The organism is Sungkyunkwania multivorans (assembly GCF_042675645.1).
Taxonomy (GTDB): Bacteria; Bacteroidota; Bacteroidia; order Flavobacteriales; family Flavobacteriaceae; genus Sungkyunkwania; species Sungkyunkwania multivorans.
This window is the reverse complement of the sequence record NZ_JBHTJH010000017.1, coordinates 999306-1024949: the sequence shown is the minus strand read 5'-3', so window position 1 is coordinate 1024949 and position 25644 is coordinate 999306. Positions and strand designations below refer to the sequence as shown.

The window sequence follows — 25644 nt, the reverse complement described above, 5'->3', positions numbered from 1 at the left end:
TATTTTTTTAAAAACCTTTTAAAGCGAAATGATGAAAAAAATTACGTTAGCGATTTTTTGTCTGATCTTAAATTCTGTGTCCATTGCCCAAGTCGGAGTTGGGAATGGCCTGATAAGTCGAGACGATATCCCTTTTGTTCCTAAAGAGCAGTATTCATATGGGCAGAGCATCTATTATGCCTCTGAGGTTGGCAGCTCTGGCATGATCACTGGATTAACTTGGTTTTATAGCGGTAGTAGTCAGCTATACAACAGTAACGTTGTTGACATCTATCTCGGAGAGACCGAGGTTGAGGAATTTGGCGCATGGATCCCACAATCCGAACTTACCAAAGTACTCACATCGGGAACGCTCGTTATTAATGGCGGTTTGATCACAGTTCAATTAGACACCCCTTTCTACTATAATGGTGGTGGTAATTTGGTTGTGGCAGTAGAAGAAACATCGTTTGGAAATGGTGATGTGTTTGATACTTTTTTTACATTCGATGACTATCGATATAGAAGCAGGAGTATTTCTGATGCTTCCTCTCCAATCGATGTCCCTAATTTGACCGCAGGAGGTAATGTAACAGTATATACTCCCAATATTGTTTTTGATGGAATCTCGCCTTGCACAACTCCTAATTTTGAGGTCGACTTCATCTCTCCTTATGCCGCAGAGCTATCATTGGATACATCAACGGCCAGCTCTTGGGAAGTCGTCGTTCAGGAAAGTGGTGGCCCAACCCCGACTTCAGGAACCATCGTCACCAGTTTTCCCTATGTCGCCGACAATCTTATTCCTGGCATTAGCTATGATTTCTATGTTCGTTCTGTATGTGACAATGGCGGTAAAGGAATCTGGAGCTATAATGGCTCCTATGATTTAGAATATTGTGCCACTGGAGCCACCGAAATAATTGGTAATGGCGTATCAAATGTGACGATTGGAGAAGCTAGTTATCCTCATTCCGCTTCCACCTACGGAGACTATACGGGAAATCAAGCATCCATCTATGCAGATGGCCAAACTACCGTAAGTATTACTCATGAAGCAGGTCCGGGATGGGTCATTGAGAATCATATTTGGGTGGACCTGAACCATAATTTTCAATTCGAGAACGACGAGAAGTTATTCTTCGGGTCAACCTCTGGAAGTGTCGCAAGTTCCCAAGAAATATATGACGCCGTTTTTTCTCTTCCCGCAAATACTCCCGCTGGGCTCTACAGGATGCGTATTGTGACCTCTCCGGAAAATGTAGGCTTCGATTCTTGCTTTAGTGGTGATTACGGAGTTAGCTTTGATTTTGACTTGAATGTACTTTCAGGAGCCTGTGACCCACCAGTGCTAACGCAATCCATTCAACCAGATTGCAATAACAATGCATACTATATCGATTTAAATCTAAGTGATCTCGGAAATGGGACGCCAACGGCCTTTGACGGAATCAATTCCTATCCGCTATCATTAGGAAGCAATCTTATTGGGCCTTACGTAAATGGTTCATCACACTCAGTTATAGTGAATCATGGCATTAGCGTGTCCTGTGCCATTGATTTGGGTACAATTGGTTTTATATGTCCTCCTGAAAACGATGAGTTGGCGGGCGCCATCAATTTAACTCCTACTGGAGATCAGCTTTGCCAAGAACAGTCGGTCAGCTTTACGACCAATGGGGCTACAGATAGTGGGCTTAATAGTAGTTGTAATAGCACTATTGGAAGAGATGTTTACTATAAATGGTTTGCCACTTCACCAGAGTTGCTCTGGGTAAGTACAGATTCTAATATAGTGATTCGTGATTGGCAGGGAACTGAGATCGCCTGTTCAGATACAACAAGCACCGACTCCATCTTGAACGGTTGGAACGTCGGCGATGAGCTTATTTTTCAGATCTATATTGATGAAGGGCAAAACCAAGATGCACACTTTTGCTTGGAAAGATATCATTCCTCTTTTGATAATTGCTACGATCCGGGACGTTTAGAAATAAGCAATATCTCCTCAGATGCTGCCAAGTTCAGCTGGTTGGCACCAGACCTGGCTGAGTCTTACAATATCGAATATGGCGTGAGTGGTTTTATCCAAGGAACTGGTACGCTTGTATCAGATCATCCTGACAATATCCTTTACGCATCCAATCTTTTAGCATCCACCAGTTACGATGTATATGTTCAAACAAATTGTGAAGCAAGTTTGGAAAGCAATTGGATTGGTCCGGTGTCCTTTACGACCATTGCTTTACTCCCTGGAGACTTTCTTTGCAACGCAATCCCTCTTGATGTATCGCCTCCAGGAGTTTCTTCTTCTCCCATTCCCGGGGAATATTCCAATGTAGGATATAGCGTACAGAATGATGAACCCGACACCCTCTGTTTTGAAGGTGGCCCTAGCTCAACGGTCTGGTTTTCCTTTGTGGCGCCTGTTAGTGGGCAAGTGTCCATCTCTACAGACGTAGGAGGTACGCTAACTGACTCTGAAATTGCTATTTATGAGGCCCCCAGCAATTGTATAGAACTGAGCACCCTTTTGCCTGCTGTAGCATGTAATCAGGATGGGGGAATCACAAATGAAAGAATGGCTGTATTACAAAATGTTGCCGTGACTCCAGATGCCACCTATTACATCCAGGTAAGTAAATGGTTGGATACTCCCGAAGGCACCTTTGGAATCTCGGTATTCGATACTGGAGACTCCATAATCAGTGTGGTTGGAACCGCACTAAACGGTTGGCCCTCTCCCTCAAATGAACGCCCTGACATTGAAATGTCTTTGATCGGCGAAGGCCAATTTGGATTGTTTGGACAGTATTTCTCTGATGGAGAAGTAAAATTTAGGACCAATTATGATTGGTCACAGCCCAACTGGGGAGGAACTACCTTTCCATCAGGAACCTTCTCCAATGAGAACATCCCAGTATCTGAAGGTTTCTATGATGTGATCATTGACCTTTATAATAACACCTATAGTTTCACACCAGCTTCCGAGACCCCTACGATTGGACTTATCGGATCCGCAGCTAACGGTTGGGTACATCCGGTAGACCCCAATATTCCTACAGACATCATCATGAATACGAATGATGGAGTTCACTATGAATTACGTAATCAAACACTCACCAATGGCTTGGTAAAGTTCCGTGAAAATTATGATTGGCTTGTAAACTGGGGAAGTGCAGATTTTCCAACTGGAACGGGAGTCCAAAATGGAATGGATATTCCGGTCGTTGCCGATACGTATGACATCTTTTTCAACAGGATCACTGGTCAGTATAGTTTCGAAATCAATACCGTGTCAATAGCCCCCAAGATATTTCTCCAAGGGGCGATGTTCACTCCAAATACGGGAGAAGAGCACCTGATGAGAGATGATCTTAGAACAGCAGGAATCATTCCCACATTGAGTCCCTATTCAGATGCCCTGAGCTGCAACGCCTCCGTGTTTACCATGAATGGCGATGATGCCATTGTTGATTGGGTGTGGATAGAACTTAGGGATGGCGCAGACCACAGCATTTTAATCGATGGAAAATCGGCCCTTTTACAACGCGATGGCGATGTTGTCGCCGAAGATGGTGTTTCGCCAGTCCAATTCAATGTTGCTGACGGTTATTACAAGATCATGCTGGCGCATCGCCTACACCTTTCTGTGACCTCAGTTAACAGCTATGAGCTTTCTGACATTGCAGCTATAACGGATCTGTCCTCGTCAACCAATGATATTTTGGGCGGATCCAATGCAGTACAACTGCTTGATAATGGAGCCTATGGCATGATTGTCGGAGATTCGGACGATAATGGGCAAATACAGAACACCGATATTGCTGCACTAAGACCCTTACTGGGAACGGCTGGTTATAATAGCTCTGACCTCGATATGAATGGTCAAACACAACTTTCTGACATCAATAACGGTTTAAGACCTAATCTTGGGAAAGGTGAGCAGAACTAGTAAGGAAATCTTGCTTTATTAAATAAAGGCATGACATTTATTAACTCCCAAGCGAATGCTTGGGAGTTTTACTTTTTTATCAGGAAATTGGGGTATTCAACTATATAGGCGGTATTCGCCTTTAACCCTTTTAGCTTGTGGACTTCGCCGTTGCTCCATCGAATCTCTACATTTGCTTTGGTGTCTTTGCCCAATCCAAAATGCTGCTCCTTCGGATGTACCGAAAGATATCCAGTGGTACTGTGAATCTCTCGCCAAATATTCTTATGGTGTTTGCTTTGAAGCACTAAAGAGGATCCGATAGCATCTTTGTTTATCCTAACTTCTGGATCTCCGATCAACTTTATTTTGATCCAATTGTTCCCTGCTTCACTTTTATTCTCCAATAAGTTAGCACGGTCATGATAGTTGTTGATCACGATATCCAGATCACCATCGTTGTCATAATCAAAATAACTCGCGCTTCGAGCATTGCTATGAATATCCACACCTAAGGCTGATGCCTTGTTAATAAGTTGGCCACCGTCATTCACGAAAAAGACATTTTTCTCTCGGTTGCTCTCTGCATAGCTTATCGACCTTGATTGTTCTTCACGCTCAAAATAGAATGGATTTTCGGAAGAATACACACTAAAGTCGTTCATTCCATTGAGCACATAGAGATCCTCGTCGCCATCGTTGTCATAGTCAAAAAAGTCGGCGTCCCATGACCATCCTGTGGCCGAGTAGCCTCTTCCGACATCGGTAGACAAGGAATATCCTTTTAATGACTTGCCATCCACTTTCGACAGGAAGAGATCATTGGCCTCCACGGTTCGGATAGTCGCCATTTTTTCCGGATCGAATTTCATCTTGGTGTCGGCATTCGGGTTCACATACTTCTCGTCCTTTTGCATCACGACGATGTTGGAGATATAAAAATCTGGAAATAGGTCGCGATTTAAATCCGTAATGCCCACATTCATGGTATAAGATGGCTTATCTGCTCCCAGCTCCTTGCTGACCTCTCTGAAAATACCCTCCTTTGAGTTCAGATAATATTTATTCACCCCGAAGTCATTGCCAACAATGATATCTTGCAACCCGTCTTGATCGATATCGGCATGTCCAACAGCTTGTGTCCATCCAGTATTGGAACCTTCATCATCGGTAAAGAAGACCTCCTCAAATACGAAGTTTCCCTTGTTCTTAAAAAGCTTATTGGGCATACCATTTTGATTGTCTCTTCTGATGGTTGGCAGGGTGCCGTCGATATAGTTTCCGAAGTAACCGATAAAGATATCCAGCAAGCCATCATTATCATGATCGAAGGCGGTCGCAGGACCCGCTACCATATTTTCCCCACCCAAATTGGCTTGGTCACTAACATCCTGAAACTTCATATCACCTAAATTCTTATACAATCTATGTTGATCATTCACATAGGAAATGAAGATGTCTTGAAGACCATCATTATTGAAATCCACGATAATCGGTTGACGTACTTCACCAAACGACTTACGTTGATCGTCCCAATGATTGATTCCGGCTTGTTCAGTAATGTCGGTGAATGTGCCTTCTTTAGAATTTAGGTATAACTTATTGCCAAAGCCTCCCAATAACAACAGATCGACGAATCCATCGCCATTTAGATCTTCACACGCCACACCAGACCCACCAAAAGCGGGGGGAATAGCGAGTTTTATCTTCTTTTCACTATAGGAGGTCGTATAGCTTCGAATATGGCGACTGAGCCAGTCGGACGACCGATGTTCAAAGTCGATTCCTAGCGTTTCGCCAACTTCCTCAAAACCTCCTTTAGCCTCTTCCTTGGAAGTCGAAGAGCTTATTTTGGCGGTATCATTCTCAGATTTGAGTTGATGGTAACCGTCGATCAACTTTTGAATTTTCGCAAAGGCCATATTGACATCTTCAATATCTAAAGTCGCTTTGTCTTTCTCGTGAGAAAACACTCCTGCATAGCGAAGGACCAACACGCCCATTTGCGCAATGCCCTCGACGACCAATTCGGCGGCATTCGGGTCTAAACTTAGCAGACCCTCATTTTGCATATCATCGATGGAATAGTCGAGTATTTGCCAATGAATGCCACTATCCCTAAAAGCATCAAGATCATACGACTCTACGGTCATCTTCTCTGCTTTGTTCTTTGGAAAGAAGGTGACGTCCTCGAACTGATTTGTTTCCTCGGGCAAAAACAATGGAAGTGCTTGCTGCACATGCTCCACCCGAATCAATACCTCTTTATTAGCTCGGGCCTTTTTATCTGATACGTATATCAACTCATTGGAGAATCGTATCAAAGATTCAAGATAATAATTTTTTAAGTCTTTGGAAGCCTCGGCAGCTGTCGGCCACTTTTGACGTGCCAAATAGACCTGAACGTTTCTCAAAAAGACGCTCGATGCTACCTGATTGTATGCCTCATAAGACGCGAGCTTTTGTTTGATCACTTGTTTGATAACCGTATGATCGGTTTTTATTGGAGCATCGCGATCTTTCTTCTTAGGCGTCTTTAAAACCAGCCCTGAATCTTTCTTCGGCGTGGACGAAAGCAACGCGACCCAACTCTTGGAGATCAGTGGTTTGGTGATGGATGGATGATTGTTTTTTCTAGCCGCGCCGTCCGCTAATTTCAAGGTAACGAGCGTAACAAGGTTTACATAATCGTTTACGATCTCAAGGGTTTCTGAATCGAATGGTAAGAGATTCGGGTCAGAGAAAAGCAATAGCTCTTGCTCTACAGACAATAGGGAACGATAGGCATAGGATACGGAAGAATACTGATCGAAATCCAATTTGCGTATACGGATGAGGTCATCACCGAATCGATACAGAAAATCGCCATTCTTGTCTTTCGCAAAGGTCGAAATTTCGTCGATTACAGGTGCGAGGCTACTGAGTGTTATATTTGTTTCGCCACGTTTATTAGCAAGTTGAGAACCTCTTTCTTTAAGATAGGATATCAAGGCCTTCTGAATCTCTAACTTTAAATTTCTGGCTTCCTCATTCAAGGGTGTTCCGTACATAAAATCCTCTAATCTATTTGCCGTAGCATAGCATTTAGGGTCTTTCTTATTTTCTAGCTGGTGTATCCTATTGATGATGCCGGTTATGTTAGATTCTTTTTGGGATCTAGCGATTACAGATGACAAAAAAAAGGTGATAAAAATGATATAGCAATGCTGAAGCTTCATGGTCGTTGTACGAGTAAATCCTTTGATTTACAAAGATACTGTAGAATACCATCGCGAAGTACGGCGGTTCATAGAATTATTGCGGCTTTGAACGAAAACTGGAAAAAAGTACTCCTTCAGGAGATTTTATGGTTACTTTTACAGTGACTAAACAACCTAACCCCTTCAATGAAAAATACAATCCTACCCCTTCTAGTAGGCTTTTCGTCATTTGTAATGGCACAAGAAGATGCAGATGTTCCTTCTCGTCAATTCTTTGGTGAAGACGTATTTGTACAAGGATCTTTGATGGTCGGAAGCGACACGCAGAACAATGCAGCATTTGGTTTTGACACTGTCATTTTGCGCGAAAACAATCTTCGAATGTTATTTGATGACACCTCGGCGAGTGGAAGCTTTCCATCAAACGATTGGCGTTTCACCTTCAACAGTTCAGACAATGGTGGTGATAACTACTTCTCCATCGACGACGCTACTGCCAACGCGGTTCCCTTCAGAATAGATGCAGGAGCAGGCAACAATGCATTTAGAATTAACAATGCCGGAAATGTGGGTATTGGTACTGCGAGTCCCGTAGTAGAATTACACGTAGCCGATGGCGATTCTCCTGCATTAAGACTAGAGCAAAATAATACTAGCGGTTTTACACCACAGATATGGGACCTTGCTGGGAACGAGACCAACTTCTTTGTTAGAGATGTCACCAATGGCAGCGCCTTACCATTTAGGATACAGCCTGGAAACGCTACCGATGATGCCTTGATGATAAAGAACAATGGGTCGGTAGGAATACAAGCGGGTGGTAACTTTAACGCGATCAATGCCAACGCCTCTCTGCATTTGGGCTCCAATAGCAAAGGATTATTGTTGAATAGACTCACCACGGCGCAGCGCACAACACTGGGAGGAAATCTGGGCGCCAATCAAAGCGGAATGATCGTGTATGATCTTGAGGAAACCCAACTTTATATTTGGGATGGTACCCAATGGGTAGTTTCAGATTCGGACGATCAGCAATTGACTTTTGCGAGTCCTTTTTTGAGTATTTCAGAAGGCAATTCTGTAGATCTAACCCCATTGCTCGCCGATCTCGAGTCACGGGTCACGGCCTTGGAAACAGCTACCAGCCCAGGGACCGATCTCACTCCCGAAAAATTCAATTATCAACTCGCAGTACGAGACAACAGCGGTGCAGTACTCGCCGGCCAAAATGTAAGTTTCAGAATAAGCATTCTAGATGATCCTGACTTTCCAACCTTTGCCTACGTAGAAACGCATGCGGTAACCACAAACACCCAAGGTGTTGCAACGATGATGGTTGGAGATGGCGTCGTATTGGCAGGGGTCTTTGCAGATATAGATTGGGCGGCGAGTGCCCACTATCTTATCGTCGAAGTAGATGCCTCTGGAGGATCTAACTATGTGAACGTTGGTAGCACTCAATTGGTAAGTGTACCCTATGCGCTACATGCAAAATCTGCTGAGTCTGTAAGTGGGGTGACAAGAGAGGCTGTACAACGATTGATAGACAGGGAAAGTCAATTGGGCGAAGCCCTAAACAAAATCAGGTCGTTGGAAGCCGAAAACATATCCCTTAGAGATCAGCTTAAGTTGTTATCACAAAAAGTGGATGCTATCCTAAAGCAAGGAAACTAAAAAATAAGACACATATTATAAAAAAGACCGCAAGATAGTTGCGGTCTTTTTTTATTTCTTTTAAGGTGTTTCAACAATAGCTTATTCGCTCTTAAACTCTGACACAAAGCTTTTCTGATATTCTTCGAAAGCCTCTCTTGTCTTGAGTTCCTTATGTTTATCGTCCTTAAATAGTTTCAAGTATAATTCCAATTGATTCGGCTGCAAATAGCCCGTGAGCGGCGCTATCAAATCGGCATTCTCGTCAAAGAACACTAAAGTAGGATATCCTCTCACCTGCAAATAGCTAGTAAATTGATGTGCAGAATTGCGTCTATTGCTTCTTTCGGGATCATAATCTGGATTGGTAAACTCATTCCCTTTGTATGTAACGGCATCCTTTCCTTCACCATTGAATTTTACGGCATAATAATGCTCGCTGATATAGGCGGCAACATCTTTGTTCTGAAGTGTTTTCTTATCGAGCATCTTACAAGGCCCGCACCAATTGGTGTAGACATCCATGATGATCTTTTTGGGTTCTTTTTCCTGCGCGGCAACTGCCTCCTCGAAGCTCATCCACTGCACTTTCTGTGCTTGCATCGCAATCCCTGAGAACAATGCAACTATAAATAGTATTTTCTTCATCATATCAATTTTAGACCAATAGTCGTACCAAAGTGTTTCAAGTTACAAAAAACGCTCCAATTGCCAGCGACAAGGAGTGTTCTTTGATGTGTTCAACTATTTTAGCGCACGCCGTGCATTAGCTTTTTAAGGACGGGATTCAATAAGATCGAGATGGTTCCAACAGCTATGGGCACCAGCGTAAAGATGAGAAAGAAGGTACTCAATGAATACTGTTCTGATATTTTGTCGATCATCCCTCCTGTAGTTCCAGCAGCCTTTTGACCAATAGCAATGGCCAGATACCAAATACCAAACATAAAGCCAATCATTCGGGCGGGTACTAACTTACTCAAATAAGATAATCCTACAGGTGACAGACATAGTTCTCCCATGGTATGTAGCAAGTAAGCGAGGATCAGAAAGATCATGCTTACCGAGGCTGTTTTTGCTCCTTGAGGGATATCAGCAGTTCCAAAGGCCAATACTGCAAATCCTAGACCTAACAAAATGAGGCCTAGACCATACTTCATGGCCGCACTTGGATTGTATTTACTTTCCCACCATTTTGAAAATAAGGGAGCTAGGGTTATAATGAAAAACGAATTAAGGATACCGAACCAGGATGCATCGATCTGTGCGGCGTCTCCGGAAAGTTTGTCGTACAATCTATACATGACCAGTCCCCAAACACCGATGAACGCAATGGCCAGAACAATGTTGGAAATCCCAATTCTTGAATATGTCTTTTTGAATAACAGATATAAGACCCAAGTAATGATAATCAATGGAACTGTTGTGAGTAGCGCATCGACAATTTTAAAGATCACAGCAGAATTCCCTAGCAACTCTCTGTTGGTATAATCTCTAGCAAAAAGAGTCATTGACCCTAGTGATTGTTCAAAGGCTGCAAAGAAAAATACGGTAAATAAACCAAAGATGGCAACTGCTATGATCCGATCTCTGACCACCGGAATGTATCTCGAAACTCTGGTTATCAATAAGATCAAAAATAAAACCAAAGCCCCTAGGACAACAATATTGGATCCACTTAGACTGCCAACTTCAAAAGGAAGCAAATTGATATTCTCAATTTTTTCTAATGGATCATTGAAAAGGTACAATAGCCCCCCTACCGAGGATAAGACGATCAGTATCTTATCGAACATGGTGAAAGGATTCAATTTTTCAGCAGCTTCTTTCTCTTCGACCAATGACGGACTTTCCTCATTGATATTCTGCGGCAATTCTACCTCATATGTCTTTGTAGGCTTTGCGCCAATCGACCCAAACAATGGTCCGGCCAACCAGAATTGAAGCATTCCAAACATCATAAAGATTCCAGCGAGACCAAATCCCCATGACCACCCAAAGTTCTCTGCCAGATAACCACAAAGCATCATTCCAAAGAATGCCCCTGCATTTACGCCCATATAAAAAATAGTATAGGCACCATCCTTCTTGGATTCCTTCCCTTTATACATCTCAGAGATAATAGAAGTAATGTTGGGCTTAAAGAATCCCGTACCGATGATCAAAAGTGCAAGACCTAAGTAAAAGGAAGCAGTGGTCTCTAGCGCCATCGATGCATGACCTAGGGTCATTATAAGACATCCTATGACGACTGCCCAACGATATCCCGTGAATTTATCTGCGATATATCCTCCGATGATCGGTGTTAAATATAGAAGTGATGCATATGTTCCAATCAATGAAAGCGCATGCTCTCTTGGCCAATCCCAACCCGGGTTATCACTTACCAAGGGCGCTGTTAAAAAAAGGACCAGCAAGATGCGCATTCCATAAAATGAAAAACGTTCCCACATTTCGGTAAAGAATAGGACGAACAGTCCAGCGGGGTGTCCCAATACCCGATCTTTGAATAAATTTTCTATATCCGTATTCATAGTTTCTACTAATGCTTTTCTTCCATTACGATATCATCTTCACCTGTATCACTATCAACTCCATGCATCATCTTTTTTAATATTGGAGACAACGCCAAAAGGATCACACCGAAAATAAGTCCTGTATAGAACATCTTACTGAAAAGGTTTCGATAACTAGCTTTGGCGAGCTCAAGATCTTCAACTTTTCCGGCTGAAGTATCTATACTGGCAATATTAGATAATAGCGCCGCTATGTACTCCGACCCTGCCGTTGCCAAGAACCAAACTCCCATCATGAATCCAACAATTTTAGCAGGAGATAACTTTGTTACATATGACAATCCTACGGGCGATAAGCAAAGTTCTCCACAAGTGTGAAGGAAATAAGTAAGCACTAACCACATCATTCCAACTTTCGCCGAGCCCGATGCGTCTAAGCCCAGCACCAAAGCACCAAAACCAAAACCTGCCAAAACTATTCCCAGTCCAAACTTTACCGCTGCATTAGGATTCAGGTTATACTTTGAGAGTTTTATCCATAGCCATGCAAAAACGGGAGCCAGAAGAATGATGAAGATTGCATTGAGAGATAGGAAAGCTCCTGCAGATATTTCACCAAAACTAGACGTATTTCGTTCCATCGCTCTATCTGCAAACAAATTCATCGAAGTATACGCCTGTTCAAATAAGGACCAAAAGATAACTGAGAACAAGATGAGTACTGTTAAAGCTATCAAACGATCTCTTTCTTTCTTAGAGCACTTGGTAGCTGCATACCAAATGATGTAAATCAAGGATATCAAGCCTGCGGCCATTAATAAGATCTCAACCACAGTATGACTCTGCACCATTTGCCAAACCACCAGGGTACCTATAACCGCCAACACATAAATAGTTTTTTCTGTTGACAAACCCATAAAAGATTTCTTTGAAAGAGCTTCAGGATTCTTTGATTCTCCTCGCCCATAAAAGTATTTCTTACCACCGATAAATGTTGCTAATCCAAGAAGCATACCGATACCTGCAGCTCCAAAACCATAGCTCCATCCATAAGTTTCTCCCAACCAACTGCAAATAATGGTTGCCATTGCAGAACCAAGGTTAATACCCATGTAAAAAATAGTAAATCCACTATCCCTTCGCTCGTCACCTTTTCTGTAAAGTTCTCCAACGATAGATGATATGTTTGCTTTCAAAAATCCGACACCCATTATTATCAAAGACAGTGAATAAAAGAAAACTTGAAGAGCTTTCTCATCACGAACTATTTCTCCACTAGCCATTTGTGTAGCTGCATTACCCTCAAAAGCCATTCCTAAATGACCCAAAACCAAAAGAATCCCACCAAAAGTGACAGCCTTTCTAAATCCGAGAAATTTATCTGCTAGGTATCCACCCAGAACGGGCATTGCATAAACGAGAGCCGCATAGCTTCCAACTACCAAATTTCCTGAAGTATCAGAAAACAAATGATACTTGACCAAATAGAAGATCAAAAGGGCCTTCATCCCATAAAATGAGAAACGTTCCCACATTTCTGTAAGAAATAGAATGTACAATCCTACGGGATGTCCAAAAAGCTCTTTCTGTTTTGAAACCTCAACAGTATTTGCCATATAATTATGTATTTATGTTAGTTAGTCTATAGGTTGTCTTTGATGAAATTGGTCATCTTGGTGTACAGTTGCAATCGGGTGTTTCCACCATAGATACCGTGATTTTTATCTGGATAAAGCGCCCAATCAAATTGCTTGTTTGCCTGTACCAAAGCCTCTACCATACGCATCGTATTTTGCACATGCACGTTGTCGTCTCCCGTTCCATGGATTAATAGGTAAGCTCCTTTTAACTTTTCAACGTGGTTAATGGGTGAGTTTTCGTCATAACCACTTGGATTTTCTTGAGGAGTTTGCATATATCTTTCGGTATAGATGGTATCGTAGAATCTCCAGCTTGTGACAGGCGCCACAGCGATGGCCATCTTAAAGACGTCATTTCCTTTCAGCAAACAGTTGCTAGACATGAAACCACCATAACTCCATCCCCAAATTCCAATACGATCGGCATCGATATAATCGCGCTTACCCAATTCCTTGGCCGCATCGATCTGGTCCTCCACTTCGTACTTGCCCAATTCCTTATAGGTCACCTTTTTAAAATCAGCTCCTTTAAATCCTGTTCCTCGACCATCTACACAAGCAACGATATATCCTTGTTCTGCTAGCATATAATACCAATAATCATTGGCCCCATTCCAGCGATTGGAGACTTGCTGCGATCCAGGGCCGCTGTACTGATACATAAATAATGGATATTTCTTTGAAGCGTCAAAGTTGGTAGGCTTTATCATCCAGGCGTTCAGCTTATGGCCTTTCTCAGTGGTCAACTCAAAGAACTCCTTCTGTGGAAGTTTGTAATCTTCAAGTTTTGATGCCAAGTCCTTATTATCTTTAAGCACTTTATAAGTACCATCTTTTATATTGTAAAGCGTGTATTTTGGCGGTGTCGTAGTGTTCGAAAAGTTATTGATAAAGTAGGAGTAATCGGAACTGAATGTCGCATTGTTCGTCCCCACCTCTTGAGTCAATTTTCTGCTATCCTTTACATCCAATCCAATGGAGTAGACCGATCGATTCGTAGACCCTTCTTGGGTAGACTGATAAAATATACGATTCGTTGTTTTATCATAGCCGTAATAATTGGTCACCTCCCAAGGACCACGTGTCACTTGGTCTTTTAGGCTCCCATCGCTGTTATACCAATAAATATGGTTGTAGCCATCCTTCTCGCTGGTCCAAATAAAACTGTTGTCTGCCAAAAAAGTGAGGTTATCTGTGACATCTATATAGGTATCGCTCTTTTCATTGAGCACAACGGTACGCTCGCTGGTCTTGGCGTTATAGAATACCAGATTGAGATCGTTCTGATGGCGATTCATCACCTGAACACTTAGGATGTTAGGGTCATTTGTCCACTTGATACGAGGTACATAAATATCGCTATTGTTGCTCAAATATACGCTGCTGCCTTTCTTGCTTGGTAGATCGAAAACAAAGACTGTGACCTTCGCATTGGCCTCTCCGGCTTTCGGGTATTTAAATACCTGCTGTGTCGGATATAATGCCTTTCCGTAGATATCCATGGAGAATTCTGGCACATTTGTCTCATCAAAACGTAAATAAGCGATCTTGTCGCTAGAAGCGTTCCATTCGAAAGCGCGAACAAAACCAAATTCTTCTTCATAGACCCAATCGGTGATACCATTGATGATCTTATTTTTAGCACCATCTCTGGTTATTTGGATGGTCAGCTCTGTAAACAGGTCCTTTACATATAAATCGTTTCTATAACCAAACGCCACCTTAGTACCATCGGGCGAAAAGGTAGGTTCTTGTATCTTTTCTGGGTGAATGGCCGTCAACGACTTGGTCTTGGTGTCATATACGTAGTATTTTCCTAGTCTTGATCGGCGATATACGGGTTCCACATCTGTTGCAAGGATCAATTTGCTTTCATCGTCACTAAAGGTATAGGAGGAAAATGAATCGATATCTTCGAGCTCATTGGATGAAACGACCGTTTGTACTTTCTGCTGTGAAGCATAATTGTAGATATCGACACTTACTGAATCACCTGTGGTATTCAGAACGGAATATTGTCTCCCGTTGTTCATTGAGTGAAGATCTTGGAGCCCTTCTGTCCTGAAAGCGCCTCCCCATATTTCTTCTAACGTAATTTGTTGATTTTGTGCAGTAACTGCTGAGATCGCAGTTACGAAAAATAGCAGTAACGTGTATTTGCTTTGCATAGTATGTGTGAAAATTCAATAAATCCATCAAGTTTACTAATATTTTATCAAAAAAGACACAGATTTATTGTTAAAGCTAGCAATATACTAAAATTAGCGAAGTTCCTTCTGCCCATGGCCTAAACATGAATCGCTGTCATTTTTCTTTGTCTACAGTGAAAATACCATACGATAAAAATAAGTAGTGGCAACTGAGCATCGAAAAAACTATCTTTGTCTAAAATTACCGCATGCACCAACCTGTAGAGGGGTTTTCAAAACTCAGTAAGGAAGAAAAGATACAGTGGATCGCAGATGCCTACTTCAAAGAGCAACAGGCAGCCGTTGAGATCCTAAAGACCTATTGGAATTCGGATGAGGCCTTGCAGAAGCTTCATGATGAATTTATTGAGAACACCATCACCAACTATTATCTGCCATTGGGTGTGGCTCCCAACTTTAAGATCAATGGTCGTTTGTACACCATCCCCATGGCGATCGAGGAAAGCTCTGTAGTTGCCGCTGCCAGCAAAGCTGCGAAATTTTGGTTGGATAGAGGTGGTTTTAAGGCGGAGGTGATCGATACTCAAAAAGTTGGGCAAGTACATTTTATCTATAACGGTGACCATGATAAACTAAGCGATTTCTTCAGCAGTGTAAAACCAAGATTATACGAAGAGACCAATAGTATCACCAAGAACATGCAAAAGCGTGGTGGTGGCATCTTAGACATCGAACTGAGAGACAGGACAGGTGAGATCGAAGGATACTTTCAATTGCACGCAACCTTTGAAACGGTGGATTCCATGGGCGCCAATTTTATCAATTCTTGCTTAGAGCAATTTGCAAAGACCTTGGAAGAGGAAGCGCAGTACTACGCCCCTTTCACCGAACAAGAAAAGGAGCTTCAGATCGTAATGAGCATCCTTAGCAATTATGTCCCTAATTGTTTGGTCAGAGCTGAGGTACGCTGTGAAGTCTCAGCACTTAGCGAAGATAGCCGCATTTCAGGTGAAGATTTTGCTGAAAAATTTGTTAGAGCGGTCAATATTGCAGAGATAGAACCTTTTAGGGCAGTTACCCATAACAAAGGCATTATGAATGGGATCGACGCCGTGATCCTCGCTACAGGGAATGACTTTAGAGCGGTGGAGGCGGCAGCACATGCCTTCGCGGCCAAAAGCGGGCAGTATAAGAGTTTAACGCACGCCAGTATCGAAAATGGCATCTTTAGGTTTTGGATAGAGATCCCTTTGGCGCTCGGCACGGTAGGCGGACTCACCTCGCTACATCCATTGGTAAAATTAGCCTTGGAAATGCTGGGCAAACCCAGCGCAAAGGAATTGATGCAGATCGTTGCGGTTGCTGGATTGGCTCAGAACTTCGCCGCGTTACGTTCCTTGACGACCACGGGAATTCAGCAAGGACATATGAAAATGCATCTAAAGAACATTCTCAATCAGCTAAATGCTACCGATGAAGAAAGAAACATCATCAGGGCAAAGTTTGAAAAAGAGACCGTTACTCATAGCGCGGTGATCAAAGCGATTGACGAACTTAGAAGCTAATTCACATCTTGAAGAAATTCTATAGCAACGGAAAATTATTACTCACAGGAGAATATGTGGTCCTTGATGGCGCCAAGGCCTTGGCAATTCCCACCAAATATGGGCAATCACTAAGCATTGCCGAAACCGATACCAACCACATCAAATGGCAGAGTTTGGATCACAAAGGAAACGTCTGGTTTAAAAGTGACCTTCTACTTAATACTGACAGATTCCTCGCTACCTCTCAAAAGGACGAAACGACGCAGACCTTGGTCAAACTTTTGTCTGAGGCCAATAAACTGAATCCTTCTTTCTTAGCTGGAACAAAGGGTTTAAAAGTAACCTCTAAACTCGATTTTCCAAGGAACTGGGGACTGGGATCTTCGTCGACCCTTATCAATAACATCGCACAATGGGCAGGGGTTGATGCATATCAATTGTTGTGGAACGCCTTTAGTGGTAGTGGTTATGACATTGCTTGCGCTCAGCACGATCACCCGATCATCTATCAGCTTAAAGACAAAATGCCCCACGTGGAGAAGACCCTTTTTGATCCTACATTTAAAGACCGCCTTTATTTTGTACACCTTAATGAAAAGCAGAACAGCAGAGAAGGTATCGCCCATTATCGCAAAGCTAAAGCACTTCTTGCACCATTCATCCAACAGATAGACGAGGTCACGGAACAGTTCATCAAGAGTCGTTCATTAAATGACTTGAAAATGGCGATCGAGCTTCACGAGCGCCTTATCGCCGATCTCGTGAAACTTCCCACGGTAAAGGAGCGGCTGTTTCCAGATTATTTTGGAAGTATCAAGAGCTTGGGAGCATGGGGCGGCGATTTTGTCTTGGCAACTGGTGATGAGACCACTACTAACTATTTTAAGGAAAAAGGTTTTCACACGGTGATCCCTTATAAGGACATGGTCCTTTGACGGAATTTGCCATCGGTTATATCGGCCTCTAACTTTGGGATTGCCCATCCGTACCCTTCCGACGGGTATCGAGCTCTTTTGTAATCGAAACAATAGAAAGAAATTCCTCTTGACACAAACTCTTGCAGTTGCAAAAGTTCGCTCGAAGCGACATCGGCGTTTTAAAGGAAGCACTATTTATAAAGCAAAAAGGCCTTCCCTAAAAGAGAAGGCCTTTGTTTGTTATAGGATTGCGTTATTCTTTGTTAATAGAACTCCGCTCTGTTATCTTCGATATCCGCTTTTTTCTTTAGCGCATTGAATACCTCACTGTTTACTTTTCCTTCCAGCTCTCCTTTTAGGGTGTTGGCATAGGTTAGGTAGCTATCAAGGTCCACTGCTTTGGTCACATTGGTCACCTCTACCATATAGACCCCATTCTGACCTTCGATCAATCCGGAAGTTTCCCCTTGCTCCAATGCGAAAGCTGCTCCTACCACTTTAGGTTCTCTACCAGCACCTCCGATCGTTGGATTCTTCATGGTCAAGGCCGATGCTGTCTTCACGGAAGTAGCATTTGCCGAAGCTAGTTCGGCTAGCGTCTTGGCGTTGTTCTTCTCCTTGATCATTTTTGCCTTCTTTTGCTTTCTAAGAATCGGCAATACTCTAGACGAGGCATCTTCGACGCTCATCAATCCTTTTTCGGTCTGGCCTGTCAGTTGTACTACGGCATATCCACCGGCATAATTGAACTTTCGCACATTTCCGATCTCAGTTTCTGGATTGAATGCCCAACGGATGATACTTCTTTGATTGGTCAATCCTGGAAGGCCGTCAGCCATATCATCTAACTTATCACCTCTACGCACCGTATAGTTGTTCTCTTGCGCTACGTCGGAAAAAGCTTTCTCACCACCAGTTGCTATTTCGAACTTAGTAGCTTCGTTGAATAGCAAGTTGCTCGTAGTCTCTGAAACCTCAACTTTCTGGGCGATGGTTGCTAACTTTACTGCAACTCTTTTTTCTTCAACTAGAATAACATGAAATCCGAAATCGGTCTCCACGACCCCTAAACTACCTGCATCATTACCAAAGACAAAGTCATTGAAGGCCGGCACCATGGCCCCCGGCGTAAACCATCCAAGATCACCGCCTTTACTTGCTGATGGCCCATCAGATTCCGTTTTTGCCAGTTCGGCAAAGTTACCTTTATCAGCTTTCGCTTTGGCCAGCAGTTCTTGGGCCTTTACTTCTGCTTCTTCCTTCGTTCTTTTGATATCAGGATTGGCTCTCAATGCACCTTCATAGGCGATTAGGATATGGCTCGCTTTCGCCGAACCATTCTCATCTTTTTCTACCATTTTGGTCAACTTGTAGAATTCACCGTCTTTGTAAGGACCATAAATTTGACCAACACTTAGTGCGAAGAGTGTATCAGCAAAGGATGTGGTCATCTCTTCTCTAGCAACAAACTTGTCTTCATAACCAACGTCCGAAAATGAATTCACATATTCTGCCACATCATTGGCGTTGGCAAAACTTGGAACGGTATCGGTTAATTTTGACACATCATTGTAGCTTATCTGTTGTGATAAACGCTCGGTGATCGCCTTTTTGGCTGCCTCCTCATCCTCTTTTGAAGGCTTCTCCTCAAACAAAACAAATTGTACGTCTCTCGAGGCTTCTACCTTGAATTCACTTTCGTGTGCCTCGATATACTTTTTTATTTCACCTTTGGTCACTTCCACCAAGCTGTCGGCTATCGAAGTATATGGTATTTGTACAAAGTTGATATTCACCTTGTCATTCTCTAAGCGGTAATTGAGCTCACCTTCTTTCAAGGTAGCTCCCATGCCAGCCTTGATAAGATTGAAATAGGTCTGCTCCTTAGCATTGTCTCTAATCCCTTGTTCTTGACGCGTCCAAAAGGCGTATTGCTCTGGATCATTCTCTTTTTGCTCGTTCACCCATTCGGCAAACTTTGCCTTATCAAAAAGTCCGGCGGCATTTTGAAATCTAGGGTCCGAAGCATAGCCTTGGTTCTGCGCAAGGATCTCTGCCACTTTATCCGCCCCTACATCAATACCTGCAGCCTCGATCTCCTGTCCTAATATTTCGGAGCGAAGCTTCTGATTCCAGACCATATTCACGACCTGCGTGGTACTTACGTTTCCTCCATATTGTCTTTCGATCGCATCTACTTGTGCTCTAAAATCGCCAGCAGCGATATCCTCTCCATTTACGGTAGCTATACTATCAGAGACACCGTTTTGTCCTTGTGCATCAAAAACACCAGAAATCACAAATGCAAACAATGCCATCCCGATCACCAAGATCAAGAAAATAGAGCGTTGTCTTATTTTTCCCAGAATTGCCATCTATTCTTCTATTTAAATAAATTAATGTGGGCGAAAATACAATTTACATGGCAATAATGAAAGTAGAAAAAGGGAATTTTAGCGTTTTAAAAGTTTCCGTTTATAACAGTCTTAAAACCATGTGCATCTAGGTAGAAAATGACGCGTTACGTGTTGGTAAATGGAGGCTTCGAGTTAAGAAAGATCATCATTCATCTGGGATGATCTGAAGCAGCACTGTGTTGATCTTCGTGTTGGAAACATCTTGCATAACAAAGCGAAACTGATCGATGATCACTTTTTCGCCTTGCTCCGGAATACCTTCGGTATGGTTGACGATGAATCCCCCAAGTGTTTCATAGTTCTCACTCTCTGGAAGTGCCAGCTCATAGGTCTCATTGAGGTAATCCACTTCCAATCGTGCCGAAAAGAGAAATTTATTCTCAGCCAGCTGCTCTTCGAGTAGCGCGATAGAATCGTGCTCGTCCTCGATCTCTCCAAACAGCTCTTCTACAATATCTTCGACCGTCATCATCCCGGAGGTACCACCGTACTCATCCAAAACGATCGCAATGCTCTTCCGGCGTTTGGTCAATACGTTTAAGATATCACTTACTGGCATCGTTTCTGGCACAAATTCTACGGGCATGAGGATGCTTCGCAATGACTTTGGTTTTTTGAACAATTCAAAAGAATGGACATAGCCGATAATATCATCGATGGTCTCTCGGTAGATCAAGATCTTGGAATATCCTGTTTCGGTGAAAAGCTTCCGGAGGTTTTGCGGTGTCTCGTGCAGTTCGACGGCCAAGATCTCTGTTCTTGGGATCATCACCTCCCTTGCCTTCACCGCTGAAAATTCAAGGGCATTTTGAAAGATCTGAATTTCCGAATCTACCTTCTCCTTGTCTTCGACAGATTCCATCTGTTCGGAAATATAGTCTCCCAACTCTAGCTTGCTAAAGGATAATTGCACTTCGTCACCATCTGTCTTGAAGAACTTTCTCAGGACATTGTCTGAGACCCAGATGACGAACCACGATATCGGCCAGAAGAGCAGATAGAAGATATAGGCAGGAAGCGCAAATATCTTCAAAAAATTATTTGCATACACCTGAAAAAACACTTTAGGAAGAAACTCGGCGGTCAACAAAATGATCAAGGTAGAGATCCCCGTCTTTATCAAAAGATTGAAATCGGTGATCACTATGCGAAGCATGTTTCCGAAGAAAGACGCAGATGGGTTCAAAGTGGCAAACCAATCTACCAAGAGGTCGCCCATAAAAAAACCATAGACCACCAATGCGATATTATTGCCTACCAACATGGTGGCGATAAACTTAGAAGGTTTCTTGGTAAGGATCTTCAGCAATGCGGAGAGGAGACCTTCTTGCTTCTTTTCAATCTCGATATGCACCTTATTCGCAGAGACGAAAGCGATCTCCATTCCAGAAAAGAAAGCGGAAAGCACTAATGAAATAACAATGATGGACAGTGCCCAAGCCATTTACTTACCTTCTTCGTTTTTACGATTCTCAAATTTCTTACGAAATCGGCGTCTGAACAATGCCATAAATACCGAAACCACAGCAAAGCCCACGAAAATATAGGCCATGCTCCTATCGGAATTCCAGTCTTTGAAAGCCTTGAAGGTTGATAGCACGGCTATCACCCAATACACTATCTCGGATATTCTGTAAAGTTTTGTATTCAATATACTACGATTAAAAAATTATTGGTCAATGTTCACCTCCCCATCGGTAAGCGGGCCTGTGCTAATGATGCTAAAATCGCGATTCACATCGAGACGGAATGCATTCATTTGCTGCTCGGGTCCATTAAAGGTAAACTTTTTTTCAGTAAATATCCACTCATCGCCTTGGTCCCAGAATAGCTGTTGGGTCTTTAGCACATTCCCGTCGTGGGTATTCAACACCACGTTGCCTTGCAAATCTACGAGATTGGTTTGCGTGTACAGTATCCCATAATCGGCAGTGACCACACTTTTATTGTTGTTTTCATCAAAGAACTCGACCTTGACGCCCTCTGGAAATTCCGAATACCGAAATGGCTGGTTGGAAAAGTCTTTATTCAAAGGACTTGTGAGTATCGCCTTGACCTTGGCGCTATCGGTATAGACCAATTTGACATCTTCTGCAATACCCGCAGGCGCTAGCGAAGTCACATTGATCTTTTGTACTTCTTTAAAATCACTACCACATGAAAAAAGCATTGTCGCAGAAACCACTGCGACAATGCTAAAAGATATATATTTAAAGAGATATTGCATTCTTATAAACTCGGCACCTTGACCGTTCCTCCTATCCAACAGTTGATATTGATGGTCTTGCCTTGCATACCTTGCTGAAAGATATCCGTTTTGCTAGGAGCTCTTTGCATATAGGAATCAACCAGCTTATCGGTCGTGCTTCTAAGTGAAGCGTCTACTCTACCTGCTTTTCTAAACATATCGACCGCTCTCCAGTAGATAGCTCTCTTTTCAAATTGGCTACCCCCGCAATCATTGGCACTACTCGCATACAAATATCCTATTTGCATATAGGCTTTCCCCATCGAAGGCTGAATAGCTACCGCTTGGTTGAAATAACTTCTCGCACCTGCTTTTCTTCCCTTCTTCTTACTGATGAGACCAGCTCTGTAGAGCTTTCTAGCTTTCTTATACGGATCACTTTCTAGATCGATCGACTGCTTCAAATAATCTTCTGATTTAGAGTAGTCTCCTCTGTTGGCATACAAATTTGCCAGATAAAGCTTTGAATCTGACGATGGATTTATTCCGTCCAAACCTTCAACGATCTTTATGAATAGAGGGTCGGTATCACATTCTTTGCTTAACATTCTACTCGCAGCTCTATTTAACCAAATGGCATTCGTCTTATTTTCCTCAAAATTCTTCTCATACAATGGGATCAAGTTCTCACAACTAGCTTCACCAGAGATCAGTGCGTCCATATTTCCTTGAAACAATCCTATGGCCTTAGAATTTGTTTCGTACACTTTCATATTTCGCTGATCTTTCTTCGTCAATGTTCCAGCCTCTTCCTTCTTGAGCATTTTATCGAGTTTCTTCGATAGATTTTCTATCTCATCCTCAAACTTTTCGGTAAGCTCTTCATATCTCTCAAACAGCGACTCCAAGGTCACACTTCCACCTTTGTACTGATCGTAATAAAGTTTAAAGTAGTAGTATAATGCCTTTGGGTCTGAGAAGCTGGCCTTATCCTCGGTATATCCTTTGTTCAATACGGCATAGGCATCGGCATCCGTACCAACATTGTTGTCGATCATCTGTAAAGCCTTCTTTGCATATATCTTTCCAAGCTGGCTCACCCCTTTTTTAGTTGGGAAATACTGCGCCCACTCGTCGTACATCTTGATAAGATCGTTGACCTCTGCTTTTTTATCGGCACCATTCTTAATTCTATCCTTTAGAATTCTTTCGCCATACACAAAGGTAGCCGAACTCTGCTGAGGACAGTTCTTCCGAACCAACATCCAAGGCTCGTAAGCTGCGTCGTAGTTTTTTACTTTTGCGTGTTCAACAAAGATCGATAAGTTAGCCACACAATCCTGTGCATCATACTGGGCTGTAGCAATGCTTGTGGCACCGACCAAAGCCATCATCAATATGGTAAACTTCTGTTTCATCTCTCTAAGGTTTTATTAGTTAATTATATTTTCGCTTTTGGAACCATTTATCATTCAAAGATAAACTTAATCTAAAGTTAACGTAATTTTCCTTTACCAGCCCAGAATTTGTGGTTCCTCGTTTGCCAAATTCAAAGCCAAGATTGACATTTGAAAAATTACGCATCGGTAATCCTACTCCAAAAGACATGCCAAAGTCGTTGACGGCTTCTCCCCTAACGTTGATGCCAGTACCTTCAAAGCGAAGACCAGCGCGGTAAACAACACGTTGCCAATAGCTTGAAAAAGAATTGTATTTTGGAATGTAAAAACCACCTAGGGACAATCTACTGGCGTCTTCATATATGACATTGTTGGAAGGAACAAAGAATCGGTCTTGGAAGTCTCCGGTCTTGATCGATGTGAATTCCGCTCCAACGAACCATTTGTATTGTTTCCCGAAACCAGCACCCAAGGAAAAATTGGCTGGCAGGGTAAGGTCGGTCTCCTTGTTGGCCCCTAATTCTACCACTTGAACATCAACCGTACCAAAAGTACCCAGAGCTGGCCCTGTAGTTAATGTCCTAGAGTTTTTAGAGGTCAAATCGGCACTCGGAGTATACCCCAAGTTAGACACGATAAAGAAGTTGTTCTTCAGGGTTTTCTGATAATTAGCGGAAAATCTAAAATCAAAACCTGAGAGGTCCGAATTATATGCGTCTTGCGTAAACCTATCTAAATTACGTATAGAGCGAACATTAGAATTATCAATGGCGCCAAAGTTGTAATTCATCGAAAAGCCCAAACTCAATTCTTCGGTAATGGCATATCCTGCCGATAAAAAGACTTTGTTTACACCGCCGCTCCCTTCAAAGGTATCTCGTTGCAGTATCACCTCTTCTGGCTCGCCATCATCATTGATCTCTGTACCGATCGTATCGTTTCTAAGTCGATAACCGACCGAAGTGAAGGGCAATAGACCAAAACTAACACCTAGTTTTTTGGTTACTGGAAAACCGAGGGCTAGATAATCTACCGAGGCTGTTTCTGCATTTTCACTTGCAGATGCATTTTCCAGTTTAACGCTATTATAGTTAAGGCCTATAGTATATGTGGTAAGCTGGAGCTTTCCTAAAGAAGCCGGATTGTTTATATTTAGATGAATACTATCGGCATAAATGCCGAGCCCCCCCATCATTCTATTCTCCTCTGTTCCTTTGAACTTTAATTCTCCTATACCATTGAAAGAATAAGGTGAAGCTGTACCTTCTTGCGAAAAGGCATTGGTCGTAATACAAATCGCAATTACAAGAAAAAATCTTTTGATCATCTATTTTTATTGAATTCTAAAATGCTGTATAATCCCTGAAGTAGGAAATTAGAATGCGCAAATATGGTATTTTTTAGTGTTTTTGACAAAAATACTGCGTCACCTCCTGTTAAAATAACTGTTAAATCCTCAAATTTTTGCAAATATTGGGAAATGACCCCATCGATTTCTAAAGATATCCCATTGACGACTCCCGATTGCATCGCTTCGGACGTTGATGCCCCAATTAAAGGAACCGCTTCTTTTGGATAAAGTAAGGGTAGCTTCGCCGTTTGTTGATGCATAGCATTGAATCGCATTTGAAGTCCGGGCGCTATGGAGCCACCAATATAAACTTCATTTTCATCCTTAAAATCGAAAGTAACACAGGTACCAGCGTCAATTACCAGTACATTTTTTTTAGGATATACCACGGTTGCCGCAGCCATCAGTGCTATTCGGTCGACGCCAAGGGTGTAAGGTGTGGTATAGCTATTGATAAAGGGCAATGGGGTTTTATGACTTAACCAAATGATATTATCACTACTTATTGGCAATGTGAACATGTCTTTTGTTAGACGCCCTACCGAAGATATTATGGCATGCCTGATATCATAGTTTTCCATCAATGAGTTCACAAGCACACTGAAGTCTTCATAGGTAGTTCGTTCCAAACGAAACAACGTATTTTCTTTGAAAACAGCTACTTTGACGGTAGTATTTCCTGCATCGATGATCAAATTCATAATCTGACTTAAAAGTTGTAAATTTACGAAAGCGATTTTTTTAAAAATTGC

At 42.4% G+C, this 25644-nt stretch carries 16 protein-coding genes; 4 read left to right on the top strand and 12 right to left on the bottom strand.

Translation table 11 applies throughout. From position 1 onward, the window contains the following. Positions 1-28 precede the first annotated feature (28 nt). Complete coding sequence (locus tag ACFQ1M_RS15920) at positions 29-3934, top strand: GEVED domain-containing protein (RefSeq protein WP_386409976.1); 3906 nt, start codon at positions 29-31, stop codon at positions 3932-3934. Between the two features lie 68 nt (positions 3935-4002). Here ACFQ1M_RS15920 and ACFQ1M_RS15915 read toward each other — a convergent pair whose 3' ends face one another. Then, complete coding sequence (locus ACFQ1M_RS15915) at positions 4003-7089, bottom strand: CRTAC1 family protein (protein WP_386409974.1); 3087 nt, start codon at positions 7087-7089, stop codon at positions 4003-4005. A 210-nt stretch (positions 7090-7299) separates the two neighbouring features. On the opposite strand from ACFQ1M_RS15915, the gene ACFQ1M_RS15910 reads away from it, so the two are divergent. After that, complete coding sequence (locus ACFQ1M_RS15910) at positions 7300-8787, top strand: hypothetical protein (protein ID WP_386409972.1); 1488 nt, start codon at positions 7300-7302, stop codon at positions 8785-8787. A gap of 81 nt (positions 8788-8868) precedes the next feature. Here the strand turns inward: ACFQ1M_RS15910 and ACFQ1M_RS15905 are convergent, their stop codons facing one another. The 4 genes from ACFQ1M_RS15905 to ACFQ1M_RS15890 all read right to left on the bottom strand — a co-directional run bounded on the left by ACFQ1M_RS15905 (position 8869) and on the right by ACFQ1M_RS15890 (position 15090). Then, on the bottom strand, positions 8869-9414 hold the full coding sequence (locus tag ACFQ1M_RS15905) for a thioredoxin family protein (protein WP_386409970.1): 546 nt from the start codon (positions 9412-9414) through the stop codon (positions 8869-8871). 101 nt (positions 9415-9515) lie between these two features. After that, entirely contained in the window at positions 9516-11300 is a 1785-nt protein-coding gene (locus tag ACFQ1M_RS15900; protein WP_386409968.1) for a peptide MFS transporter, read from the bottom strand. A gap of 8 nt (positions 11301-11308) precedes the next feature. Then, positions 11309-12898 carry a peptide MFS transporter gene (locus ACFQ1M_RS15895; protein WP_386409966.1) on the bottom strand — a complete coding sequence of 530 codons (1590 nt, stop codon included), beginning with the start codon at positions 12896-12898 and terminating at the stop codon, positions 11309-11311. A 26-nt stretch (positions 12899-12924) separates the two neighbouring features. After that, positions 12925-15090, bottom strand: coding sequence for a S9 family peptidase (locus ACFQ1M_RS15890; protein ID WP_386409964.1), 2166 nt, complete (start codon positions 15088-15090; stop codon positions 12925-12927). 230 nt (positions 15091-15320) lie between these two features. Between ACFQ1M_RS15890 and ACFQ1M_RS15885 the strand changes: the two genes are divergently transcribed. Both ACFQ1M_RS15885 and ACFQ1M_RS15880 read left to right on the top strand, forming a co-directional pair. Next, a complete protein-coding gene (locus ACFQ1M_RS15885) occupies positions 15321-16637 on the top strand; it encodes a hydroxymethylglutaryl-CoA reductase, degradative (protein WP_386409962.1) in 1317 nt (438 codons plus the stop codon). A gap of 8 nt (positions 16638-16645) precedes the next feature. Next, positions 16646-17554: a GYDIA family GHMP kinase gene (locus ACFQ1M_RS15880; protein ID WP_386409960.1), complete on the top strand. Its 909-nt coding sequence runs from the start codon at positions 16646-16648 to the stop codon at positions 17552-17554. Positions 17555-17799: 245 nt separating this feature from the next. On the opposite strand, the gene ACFQ1M_RS15875 is transcribed toward ACFQ1M_RS15880, so the two are convergent. The 7 genes from ACFQ1M_RS15875 to ACFQ1M_RS15845 all read right to left on the bottom strand — a co-directional run bounded on the left by ACFQ1M_RS15875 (position 17800) and on the right by ACFQ1M_RS15845 (position 25593). Continuing rightward, positions 17800-19911 (bottom strand): peptidylprolyl isomerase, encoded by a 2112-nt coding sequence (locus ACFQ1M_RS15875; protein WP_386409958.1) that lies wholly within the window; start codon positions 19909-19911, stop codon positions 17800-17802. A gap of 187 nt (positions 19912-20098) precedes the next feature. Beyond that, the gene (locus tag ACFQ1M_RS15870; RefSeq protein WP_386409956.1) at positions 20099-21397 is read right to left on the bottom strand and encodes a hemolysin family protein; all 1299 of its coding nucleotides are present in this window, start codon (positions 21395-21397) and stop codon (positions 20099-20101) included. Further along, entirely contained in the window at positions 21398-21604 is a 207-nt protein-coding gene (locus tag ACFQ1M_RS15865; RefSeq protein WP_386409954.1) for a hypothetical protein, read from the bottom strand. It abuts the gene before it with no gap. Between the two features lie 18 nt (positions 21605-21622). Next, positions 21623-22180, bottom strand: a complete 558-nt coding sequence (gene lptC / locus ACFQ1M_RS15860; protein ID WP_386409952.1) for an LPS export ABC transporter periplasmic protein LptC — start codon at positions 22178-22180, stop codon at positions 21623-21625. 2 nt (positions 22181-22182) lie between these two features. Next, positions 22183-23559 carry a tetratricopeptide repeat protein gene (locus ACFQ1M_RS15855; protein WP_386409950.1) on the bottom strand — a complete coding sequence of 459 codons (1377 nt, stop codon included), beginning with the start codon at positions 23557-23559 and terminating at the stop codon, positions 22183-22185. A 19-nt stretch (positions 23560-23578) separates the two neighbouring features. Next, positions 23579-24868, bottom strand: a complete 1290-nt coding sequence (locus ACFQ1M_RS15850; protein WP_386409948.1) for a hypothetical protein — start codon at positions 24866-24868, stop codon at positions 23579-23581. After that, positions 24865-25593: a type III pantothenate kinase gene (locus ACFQ1M_RS15845; RefSeq protein WP_386409946.1), complete on the bottom strand. Its 729-nt coding sequence runs from the start codon at positions 25591-25593 to the stop codon at positions 24865-24867. The genes ACFQ1M_RS15850 and ACFQ1M_RS15845 overlap by 4 nt, the downstream gene beginning before the upstream one ends. Positions 25594-25644 lie beyond the last annotated feature (51 nt).

Bases quoted from the DNA above. Each gene is read 5' to 3' on its own strand.
- ACFQ1M_RS15920 (WP_386409976.1), top strand. From the start codon at position 29: ATGATGAAAAAAATTACGTTAGCGATTTTTTGTCTGATCTTAAATTCT.
- ACFQ1M_RS15910 (WP_386409972.1), top strand. From the start codon at position 7,300: ATGAAAAATACAATCCTACCCCTTCTAGTAGGCTTTTCGTCATTTGTA.
- ACFQ1M_RS15905 (WP_386409970.1), bottom strand. From the start codon at position 9,414: ATGAAGAAAATACTATTTATAGTTGCATTGTTCTCAGGGATTGCGATG.
- ACFQ1M_RS15900 (WP_386409968.1), bottom strand. From the start codon at position 11,300: ATGAATACGGATATAGAAAATTTATTCAAAGATCGGGTATTGGGACAC.
- ACFQ1M_RS15895 (WP_386409966.1), bottom strand. From the start codon at position 12,898: ATGGCAAATACTGTTGAGGTTTCAAAACAGAAAGAGCTTTTTGGACAT.
- ACFQ1M_RS15890 (WP_386409964.1), bottom strand. From the start codon at position 15,090: ATGCAAAGCAAATACACGTTACTGCTATTTTTCGTAACTGCGATCTCA.
- ACFQ1M_RS15885 (WP_386409962.1), top strand. From the start codon at position 15,321: ATGCACCAACCTGTAGAGGGGTTTTCAAAACTCAGTAAGGAAGAAAAG.
- ACFQ1M_RS15875 (WP_386409958.1), bottom strand. From the start codon at position 19,911: ATGGCAATTCTGGGAAAAATAAGACAACGCTCTATTTTCTTGATCTTG.
- ACFQ1M_RS15870 (WP_386409956.1), bottom strand. From the start codon at position 21,397: ATGGCTTGGGCACTGTCCATCATTGTTATTTCATTAGTGCTTTCCGCT.
- lptC (WP_386409952.1), bottom strand. From the start codon at position 22,180: ATGCAATATCTCTTTAAATATATATCTTTTAGCATTGTCGCAGTGGTT.
- ACFQ1M_RS15855 (WP_386409950.1), bottom strand. From the start codon at position 23,559: ATGAAACAGAAGTTTACCATATTGATGATGGCTTTGGTCGGTGCCACA.
- ACFQ1M_RS15850 (WP_386409948.1), bottom strand. From the start codon at position 24,868: ATGATCAAAAGATTTTTTCTTGTAATTGCGATTTGTATTACGACCAAT.
- ACFQ1M_RS15845 (WP_386409946.1), bottom strand. From the start codon at position 25,593: ATGAATTTGATCATCGATGCAGGAAATACTACCGTCAAAGTAGCTGTT.